Annotated in this window: 9 protein-coding genes; 4 read left to right on the forward strand and 5 right to left on the reverse strand. The window is 45.3% G+C overall.

Annotation, left to right across the window (positions count from 1 at the left end):
- Window positions 1-17: 17 nt before the first annotated feature.
- Complete coding sequence (locus tag J7J01_06430) at window positions 18-452, reverse strand: ACT domain-containing protein (GenBank protein ID MCD6210509.1); 435 nt, start codon at window positions 450-452, stop codon at window positions 18-20.
- 2 nt (window positions 453-454) lie between these two features.
- The gene (locus J7J01_06435; protein ID MCD6210510.1) at window positions 455-1,759 is read right to left on the reverse strand and encodes a phenylacetate--CoA ligase; all 1,305 of its coding nucleotides are present in this window, start codon (window positions 1,757-1,759) and stop codon (window positions 455-457) included.
- A 204-nt stretch (window positions 1,760-1,963) separates the two neighbouring features.
- Here J7J01_06435 and J7J01_06440 point away from each other — a divergent pair, with 204 nt between their 5' ends.
- Entirely contained in the window at window positions 1,964-2,692 is a 729-nt protein-coding gene (locus J7J01_06440) for an ABC transporter ATP-binding protein (GenBank protein MCD6210511.1), read from the forward strand.
- Between the two features lie 14 nt (window positions 2,693-2,706).
- Window positions 2,707-3,411, forward strand: a complete 705-nt coding sequence (locus J7J01_06445) for an ABC transporter ATP-binding protein (GenBank protein ID MCD6210512.1) — start codon at window positions 2,707-2,709, stop codon at window positions 3,409-3,411.
- A 49-nt stretch (window positions 3,412-3,460) separates the two neighbouring features.
- On the opposite strand, the gene J7J01_06450 is transcribed toward J7J01_06445, so the two are convergent.
- From J7J01_06450 to J7J01_06460, 3 genes are all read right to left on the reverse strand, one after another.
- Window positions 3,461-4,402, reverse strand: coding sequence for a branched-chain amino acid ABC transporter permease (locus J7J01_06450; protein MCD6210513.1), 942 nt, complete (start codon window positions 4,400-4,402; stop codon window positions 3,461-3,463).
- A gap of 46 nt (window positions 4,403-4,448) precedes the next feature.
- Window positions 4,449-5,333, reverse strand: coding sequence for a branched-chain amino acid ABC transporter permease (locus J7J01_06455; GenBank protein MCD6210514.1), 885 nt, complete (start codon window positions 5,331-5,333; stop codon window positions 4,449-4,451).
- Window positions 5,334-5,444: 111 nt separating this feature from the next.
- Window positions 5,445-7,055: an ABC transporter substrate-binding protein gene (locus J7J01_06460; GenBank protein ID MCD6210515.1), complete on the reverse strand. Its 1,611-nt coding sequence runs from the start codon at window positions 7,053-7,055 to the stop codon at window positions 5,445-5,447.
- A gap of 238 nt (window positions 7,056-7,293) precedes the next feature.
- On the opposite strand from J7J01_06460, the gene J7J01_06465 reads away from it, so the two are divergent.
- Both J7J01_06465 and J7J01_06470 read left to right on the forward strand, forming a co-directional pair.
- Entirely contained in the window at window positions 7,294-7,719 is a 426-nt protein-coding gene (locus tag J7J01_06465) for a hotdog fold thioesterase (GenBank protein MCD6210516.1), read from the forward strand.
- 130 nt (window positions 7,720-7,849) lie between these two features.
- Complete coding sequence (locus tag J7J01_06470) at window positions 7,850-9,151, forward strand: phenylacetate--CoA ligase (protein ID MCD6210517.1); 1,302 nt, start codon at window positions 7,850-7,852, stop codon at window positions 9,149-9,151.
- The last annotated feature ends 279 nt before the right edge of the window (window positions 9,152-9,430 follow it).

Raw genomic sequence — 9,430 nt, forward strand, 5'->3', positions numbered from 1 at the left:
AATCCTCCCGAAATATTTCAAATCTGCTGTATCTCTTCCCTTGTTGCTAACCTCACTCCTGCCTCGTTCAGTACTTCCGTGGCTCTCTGTATATCATCCACGCGGAGTATCAACATCGCATGCTTGAACTTTGCTGTTACAAACGCATAAGCATAATCCACATTGACGTTATTCATACCCAGAGTATTAGCTATCTCGTAGAGACCGCCAGGAACATCCTTTAGCTCCACAGCTAGAACATCGGTCTCCGAGACCGTGAAGCCACCATCATGTAGCGCCTTATATCCCCGCTCCGTATCATCAACCACCATCCTGATCACGCCAAAGTCACCAGCCTCCGCAATTGTCAGTGCGCGGATGTTCACGCCAGCATCTGCTAATGTCCTTGCCACTCTTGCCATCCTGCCAGGCTTGTTCTCCGCAAAGACAGAAATCTGCTTTATCACTTCCATTCTTACACCTTCCTCTTATCTATAACCCTCCGTGCCTTACCTTCGGAACGCGGAATCGCACCCGGCTCCACCAGCTCTACCTCTGCCGTAATATTCAACACGCTTTTAAGCTGCCTGGAGACCTCGTTGCTTAATGACATCAGGTCTGCAATTTTATCGCTGAATGCGGATTCAGTTACCTCAACCTTCACGGTCATGACATCCAGTGGTCCCTTCCTGTCCACAATTATCTGGTAGTTATCGCCAATCTCGGGAATTCTCATGAGTACAGACTCGACCTGGCTCGGGAAGACATTTATTCCTCGCACAATAATCATATCGTCTGTCCTACCCAGAATTCTCATGATTCGTGGATGTGTGCGTCCGCACTCACATGGCTCGTTATTCAGTATAGTGATGTCACCTATCCGGTACCTGATGAGAGGAAAAGCCCATTTATTCAGGGAGGTCACAACGAGTTCGCCACGCTCACCATCATCCACTTGCTCCATCGTCTTCGGATCAATTACCTCAATAAGAAACATATCCGCCCAGATGTGGATACCGTTCTGTAGGTGGCACTCGGTGAAGAGGGGACCACTCATCTCGCTGGTTCCGTATATGTCATACGCCTTAATGCCTGTGGAATCCTCAATCCGCCTTCTTGTCTCGTCAGACCATGGCTCTGCACCAAAAATGCCTGCCTTGAGTCTTGTATCATCGCGGATGCTCACATCCATCTTTTGTGCAACCTCGTTTATGTATAGGAAATATGAAGGTGTGCAGGCTATAGCAGTGCTTCCTAAATCCTGCATTAGCTCAATCTGACGTTCGGTATTGCCGGTGCCCGTGGGAAGCACCGTGGCGCCAATTCTCTCAGAGCCGTAATGAAGACCGAGCCCCCCGGTGAAGAGTCCATAGCCATAACTAACCTGGATTACGTCCCCACGCCCCAGACCTATGGATGTAAGTCCTCGTGCCAGAGACTCTGACCACATATCAACGTCACTCTGAGTATATCCGACCACAGTAGGTTTCCCGGTCGTGCCACTGGATACATGATACCGCACCACCCAGTTTTCGGGAAGGCAGAACATCCCTGTGGGGTAGGTATTACGAAGATCGCGCTTCGATGTGAAAGGGAGTTTGGTTACATCGCTCAGCTTCTTGATATCATCGGGCTCCACACCCGCCTCCATGAATCGCTGCCGGTAGAATAAGGAATGATTATAGGCATAGCGAACAAAATACCTGAGCCGTTCCTCCTGCATCTTATGCAAATCCTCGATCGGCATACGTTCGATACGGGGATTCCAGTATTCGATCATAACTTACCAGATCAATCTATAATCTATAATTTTTATGTATAAAAAACAATAGGTTCTGTTCTGTATACTTCAGATACTCTCGAAAATGTGTATTTGCCAAAATTCGCTTGTCGGCTTTTATCACCGAGACGGTATATGCCATTGCAAACTGATAACACAAGTTATTTATATGACATACATAATATATTGCAAACGTGATAGCAAATGCTTTCCATAAAAGAAGTGAGCAAGCACTTTGACAACCTAACAGCCATTAAAGACGTAAGCTTTAGAATAGATAAGGGGCAGATAGTAGGGTTAGTCGGTCCGAATGGCGCGGGGAAATCAACGCTTCTGAATATCGTGAGTGGTGTCTATCCACCCAGCTCAGGTTCGATCTTCTTTGATGGTTTGAATATATCTAACTTGAGTCCTGATAAGGTGTGTAAGCTGGGAATCGCTAAGACATTCCAGCTCGTACACTCTTTCCCTGAACTGTCTGCAATTCAAAACGTCCTTGTAGGTGCGTTGTTCGGTAATTCAGAGAAAATCAGTATGGGAGAAGCAAGAGAAAAAGCAAGGATGTGTCTTGAATTCGTCGGCTATCCCATGAACAAGTTAAATTACCCGGTGAAAAACCTTAATGTTATAGAACTTAAGAGGATACAGCTTGCAAGAGCTCTTGCGACTGACCCGGAACTACTCTTGTTAGACGAGGTAACGACAGGACTAAATCCGAAGGAAAGTAATGATGCTATCTCATTGATACAGAAAATCCGCGACTCTGGAATAACAATACTCATGGTAGAACATGTCATGAGGGTTATAATGAACGTCTCCGACCGTATTGTCGTTCTGCATCACGGTGAAAAAATAGCGGAGGGCACACCCGCTGAAATAACCGCGGATGAAAAGGTTATAAACTCATATCTCGGAGAAAAAATATATATGTGATTCCATTCCATGCCATGCTTGAGATAAAGGAATTAAATGTCTCTTACGAGAAGGTGCAGGTGCTATGGGGCGTCTCCTTTACTGTTAACGAAGGAGAGATTGTATCCCTTCTCGGTTCTAACGGAGCAGGAAAGTCAACCACTGTAAAGACCATCCAGGGTCTGCTTAAGTCAAAGTCAGGCAGTATCAGGTTCATGGATAGAAATATTGAAGGACTACCAGCATACAAGATAGTGGATGCGGGTATTTCTCTCGTTCCTGAAGGCAGAGAGATATTCCCAAAGATGAGCGTCCTTGAAAACCTTATACTTGGCGCATATGTGCCAAGAGCAAGGGATTTGCTTGAAGAGAGTCTCGAATGGGTCTTCCAACTCTTTCCGAAGCTCGAAGAACGGAAAAAACAGCTCGCGGGAACAATGAGCGGAGGAGAACAGCAGATGCTCGCCATTGCACGCGCTCTGATGTCGAAACCAAAACTTCTGATGCTGGATGAGCCTTCCCTCGGGTTAGCCCCCGTGCTCGTATTACAGGTATTCGAGGTAATAAAAAAATTGAATGAAGAAGGCGTTACCATATTGCTTGTGGAACAGAACGTACATCATGCGCTTGAGCTCTCTGACCGCGGATACGTCCTGGAGAAGGGTAGGATTATCTTAGAAGGGAAAGGTTCTGAGCTTCTTGAGCATGAATATGTGAAAAACGCATATTTAGGAATCTAATTCTCACTCTATCTTGTATTTTGTATCTTGTATCCTATATCGTGTGCATTTACAACTGAAGTCTTGATTTTATCTTCTCCGGCACAGACACAAGTCCCTTCGGCAGGAATATCACAATAAGGACGAGGATCACACCAATTAATATAAATCGCTCATACATCAAACCGAAAGCGCGCAGAACCTCCCAGATAAATGTAATTACAATTGTACCAAGTATTGGACCGCTAACGGTAAAGAGCCCGCCACTTATAGAGTATAGTATCGGCCAGAATGATATGTCCATACCATAGACCTCAGGGGTTATATACCCGAAATGATGTATCTCTAATGCGCCGGCAATCCCGGTGAAGAAGGCGCTTACAGCAAACGCCATTAGCTTATACTTTATTACATTGATGCCCATCACCTTTGCTTCAAGCTCGTTCTCACGAATTGCCTGTAGGGCGAGTCCCACCTTCGATTTCGTTATCAGGTAGATTATAACGACCGCAGCAACCGCTATAAGTAGAATGACATAATACTCATACATGATATAATTCGTTATCGTTACGGGAATCAATCTCTTCGCGGGGATACCATCCCAGCCTCCGGTAAGCCACGAAAGCTCCGTGGTTATTGTATGAGCTATAATCGCAAACCCGAAGGTCACCATGGCGAGGAACCACTCTCTCATCCTTATACAGGTTAAGCCTATCAAAACACCTATAAACGCAGCGAATAAACCTCCAACAGGTATTGCCGCAATCGGTGGCATACCAAGAGTATTTGCTACTATCGCCGACACATAACCCCCGATACCGAAAAAAGCTGCATGCCCCAGAGAAGCCTGACCTGAAAGAGCAAGCAGGTTCCACGCTGATGAGTATATGATAAACACAAGCATTATAATCAAAACCGTCAACAAATACTGATTGATTCCAAAGATTAAGGGTATCAGAAATGCAAGGATCAGTGAAATAATTCCTGTCCAGGTTTTCATATTCATGTTCATGTTCATCCTAACTAATTTCATCTTATCTCTTATCCTACTCTCTATGCTACTCTCCTTTCTCCCCGAATATGCCTGTCGGTTTTATTACGAGAACTATAATCAGGATAAAGAAAGCTATCGTATCCTTCCATGCGGTGAACGACATCGAAACGCCGAGTAAACCTGCAAAGGATTGCATGAATAATGGCACTACGTTTTCTGCTATACCCAAAGTCAGACCGGCAACAATAGCTCCGGGTATGCTGCCAAGCCCACCGATGATGACCACAGCAAAAGCTTTTATTGCCGGTATGGAGCCCATATACGGGTCCACTATCTGACCACTTATCAACCATAAGCTACCTGCTGCAGCCGCAAGCGCGGAACCCAACGCAAAACTGAGCATGTCCATCCGCTCCACGTTAATGCCCATTAAAGCAGCCGCATCGCGGTTCTGGCTTGTAGCACGCATCGCTCTCCCGATGGTGGTCCTTTTCATGAAGAGTTGAAAGGCAATCAGAAATACGATTGTAAATAGGATAATAATGATATAATCCAGTGGCAGCCGAACGGAGCCCACAGAAACGGACACATTGCTGTATGGACTATGAATAGACCTTGAGTCCGTTGTCCATAACAAAGCCGCTAAATTCTGAAACAGATAAATCAACCCAAGACTAAGAAAGATCTCGTTTAACTTCCCTGTACCCTTTATCGGGCGGAAGCAAAGCCGTTCAATGAAAACACCGATAATACCCAGAAGAATCATGGCTAAAACAATAATTAGATAGGGGTTAACCCCCGAAAGGGTGTAGATCCAGAATGCAGCATAGGCACCAAGCATCAACAACTCTCCGTGTGCGAAGTTCACGACCTTCATAACGCCAAAAATCAGGTTCAGTCCTATCGCTAAGAGAATGTAAATGCAGCCAGCGTACAGACCCCATACCAAGATCTGTATTAAAACACCGGGTTCCATAGTTGGATAAAAAATAAAAAGATATAAAAAAAAAGATTATGTACCTCTGGGTTTCGCCGTCCGGCGGTACAAAATTTGTCTCCTTTACTTCCGTCTTCTTTGCACCATGTATGCAATTGCTAATAGGCTGACAATGGTTAAAAACGATCCAAAACCTGGTTCTTCTGGTGTTGGTGTTTCTTTTTCTTCTCTCTTCTCTCGAAGATACTTTTCAAGCGCAGCTTTGCACTCTTCTTCGGTCTCAAAGGTACGCAAGCCTTTGTACATGTACATGCCGCAGAACTCCTTCTGTTGGCATTTTTGACTTTCTTCATCGAAATACCACAGAGTTTTGCATTCTTCAGTCGCTTTAGTCGCGGTTGCAGTCGCAGTCGCAGCTGGTGAACTCCCGGGCTCATACCAATCCGGGAGTACAAAATCAGTTTCTTTTATGCTGTCAGGCCACACTATCTTCGGTCTCGTCTCTCCCACGGATTCATTCCAGATCAACTGCTCCATGTAAAGCGCGAATTTACTCTCCCTATAATCTGACGAAAAGTTTATCACACCGTTCTGCATCACCTCTACAATCTGCGGCATCTCGAGCTCAGCCAATGAAGCCCTGACCTTTTCCTTATCCAAAGTACCTGCGTTCTTAATCGCTTCCGCCGCGATGTAAACACCCTCGTATGTCGATGCCCCCATCATACTCGGGGATGTACCCCACCTGTTCTTAAAGTCCTCCCTGAATTTTTCGACTACTTCATGGATTGGTCCTGAGGGAATAGCATAAGGACTAAATCTGCTCTCCTGTATAGAGTATTCTCCCCATCTCCCCACCCCGGTATAATAATCAGGGTCGTCATTACACTCGACAGAGAGGTAAATAGTATTCATACCAACGTCCTTCCTCCCCTGGGTTACTATGAGCGTCTGCTCGTTAAGGAATGCAGCAACATAAACAACATCCGGTTTAGACTCCTTTATTACCGTTAACACAGTCCTGAAATCCGTCTCGCTCATCTTAAATTTCTCTGCTGAAACTATCTCCATGTTGAGGTTGTGTTTCTCTATTGCCTTTCTGATACCCTCGTAAACGCCTTCGCCATATTTGCTGTCCTGGTATAGAACCCCTAACCTGAGAGGTCTGTCCTCTGAAAAATTGAACCGCTCATATATTTCGGGCTTTACTACTTCATTGACAAAAAGCAAAGTCGCTTCTGGATAGTCGTCTGTTGTAGGACAGTGATGGAAGAAGTAGGATGTATCTATATCGGTTCTCCTCGTTACTATGGGGGAAGACGCTCCGGTGATTATGAAAGGCACTTTGTGTTCCGCTGCAACGACCTGGTCAGCATACGTTATGCCGCTCGAAAAACCACCGATCAATAAGTCTACCTTATCTTCCGTAATGAGCTTCGTTACTGCTTTAACACCGCTTTCCCTGCTCGTTTCCGTGTCTCCTTTAACAAGTGTGATCGGTACATAAACGCCCCCAACATCAACTCCGCCCTTAGCGTTTATCTGCTCCGCCGCCAATACCGCAGACTGCCACATATCGGTCCCTGTTGTACTCGCTCCACCAGTCAGAGGTGCGACAACCCCTATCTTTATCTCTTCTACTCCGGGCTCTTTCGATTGCCCCACACTGCCTGCAAACACAAGCAAGACTGAAACCACTAACACAGCAAATAAAATCCCGTACTTCTTGTTCATCTTCATATCAAACACCTCACAAGTTTTCTATTGTCACCACTAAGATTTGAGCGGCTATTTAAACTTTTCTATTTTTCTCGATAACTACCCTGACTATGGCAGACTAACCGCGGAGTATACGGCATCCGGCACCGGCACGGGAACGCAGAGGATGCAAAGAGTAATCTTTATTCTTTACAAACTAAAATCATAGTTATCATGGTTATATTACTAAACTAAGCTATAAGGGGGCACAAGAATGGAGGCAAAAAACAAAATTTTCGATGCTATAATTAAACGTGTTAGAGAAGAACCCTATGCAAAGAAACTGGGAATGGAACTGATAGAATTGGATGAGGGGTACTCAAAAGTTAAAATGACTTTTAAAGAGGATATGGAGAATATATTTGGTATGGTGCATGGGGGGGCGATATTTTCGCTGATTGATGAGGCATTTGAGACGGCTGCGAACACACATGGAACCGCGGCGGTTGCACTTAGTATGAATATCACGTATATAAAACCCGTTTCGGCAGGAGACGTCTTATATGCGGAAGCGAAAGAGATGAGCTTATCCGGCAGAATTGGAACGTACGTTATCAACGTCGAAAATGAGAGAGGCGACCTGATCGCCCTTTGTCAAGCTCTGGTTTACAGAAAAAAGCATGAGTTACCCTTCTTGTAATGCTATTAGATGCATTAGAATTAGTTTTGGAATTTGGAATTTTCACCATCAAGAGACCGTCTTGCGGTTTATTCTTCTCTCCCCTGAAATATATTTATGCTAACCTATACAACAATTATAGCTAATAGCCATGCCTTTCTGGGATAAACATATCGAGACGCTGCCCCGGGATGAACTTGAGGATTTACAGGTTAAGCGGCTGAAGGACACGGTTGCCCGATGCAGGAAGTCCATCTTCTACCGAAAACGGTTGAAGGACGTGGATGAATCCCGTTTCACTACGCCCGAGGATGTATCCCTGATTCCATTCACGACAAAGGATGACCTGCGTGCTAATTATGACTTCGGTCTTGTGACCGTACCAAGGGCGGAAATCGTGCGTATGCATTCATCATCAGGCACCACCGGCAAGGCTACCGTTATCTTCCATACAAGAAAGGACATTGAGACTTGGGCTGACCTCGTTGCCAGATGTATTGTTATGACCGGAGCAGGTAAGGCGGATGTCTTCCAGAATATAATCAGTTATGGCATGTTTACCGGCGGTCTGGGATTCCATTACGGCGCTGAGAAGGTTGGTATGCTGACCATTCCATCAGGTGTGGGCAATACTAAACGTCAGATACAGTTGATGAAGGATTTTAATACAACGGTCTTCCATGCAACGCCCTCTTACATCCTGTACGTTTCCGAAGTAATGGTTCAAGAGGGTTTTGACCCGAAGGAGTTTGATTTACGTATAGGTTTTGTGGGTGCGGAGCCGCATTCAGAGCAGACCAGACAGAGGATTGAAGATACACTCGACATAAGTGCATTTAATTCATACGGTATGTCAGAGCTTAACGGTCCTGGAGTAGCGTTTGAGTGTGAAGAAAAAGCCGGCATGCACCTCTGGGAAGACAGCTATCTTCTCGAAGTCGTTGACCCAGCTACCGGCGAAAAACTTAGCCCCGGCGAGGAAGGTGAGCTTGTCATCACCACGCTGAATAGGGAAGCCATGCCTATCCTCAGGTACAGGACAGGAGACCTTGCCAGAGTCATTGACGATGGCGAAAAATGCCCTTGTGGCAGAACACATGTGCGGATTTCACGTATAAAAGGGCGCTGTGATGACATGCTCATCGTTAAAGGTGTTAATTTCTATCCAAGCCAGATAGAGGATGTCCTGATGAGTTTTCCTGAAGTCGCAACAAACTATCAAGTCATTGTGGAGCGTGTAGGCAGTTTAGATTCATTGACGGTAAGAGTAGAATTGCATCCTAAAATGTTTGACGGCGATTTAAGGAAGCTGAGGAAACTTGAAGCTGATATTACTAAGAGTATCCAGGATGAGATAGTAGTAAGTCCAAAAGTAGAGTTCCACGAGCCCGGAAGCTTGCCGCGGAGTGAGGGCAAGGCTGTAAGAGTTGTTGATAAGAGGGGTAAGATATAAAGAAAAAGTAAGATGATTAACCAGCCGGGCTTCACAGTTTCTTTGGAGGCGGTTCTGGCTGTTGGCATGGAGAACAAGTCAGGAAGTCCGCATCGCATGCTGCTCTCTATCTGTGGGTCAATGGTGTGAGGATGAGGGAATGAGAACAGAAACATAGCTATTGGGGATATGTGGAAGAAGCATTTTCACAATGAAGAAACTTTTGGGATATTGTATAGCTTCATACCCTTTTCCTTATCCTTCCGATTGGTAGCACTTTAGTTTCTGTTTCCGCAGCAG

Source organism: Methanophagales archaeon (genome assembly GCA_021159465.1).
GTDB lineage: Archaea > Halobacteriota > Syntropharchaeia > Alkanophagales > Methanospirareceae > G60ANME1.